Consider the following 269-nt stretch of genomic DNA (forward strand, 5'->3'; position numbering starts at 1 on the left):
ATTCGCACCGCAGACTGCCGGCGCATGCCCTGCTAGGCACCAATGCTGATCCATCCGCCGGCGCACGCTCATGGCGTGATATCGCTCGATGAGGCCTGCCTCGAGCTCAGCGCAGTTTCTATCGTGACCTGGGCGGCGGCTAAAGCCATGATGATGCGTTTCTTCGGCAGGGCGCCTTCTCGCGTCAGCAAGGCTAGAATTTCGTCCCGCAAAGCAACCTGGTCACGAACCCATTGGCGTTTTCCGTTTATGACTTTCTCAGCGTACCT

The 269-nt window shown here is 58.7% G+C and carries 1 protein-coding gene; it reads right to left on the bottom strand.

Annotated elements, in window-relative coordinates:
- Positions 1-68 precede the first annotated feature (68 nt).
- A partial coding sequence (locus SB679_RS24410; protein WP_410704848.1) for a hypothetical protein occupies positions 69-269 on the bottom strand: 201 nt, incomplete at its 5' end.

The organism is Chryseobacterium sp. SIMBA_029, from assembly GCF_046535275.1.
In the GTDB taxonomy this organism is placed as follows: domain Bacteria; phylum Bacteroidota; class Bacteroidia; order Flavobacteriales; family Weeksellaceae; genus Chryseobacterium.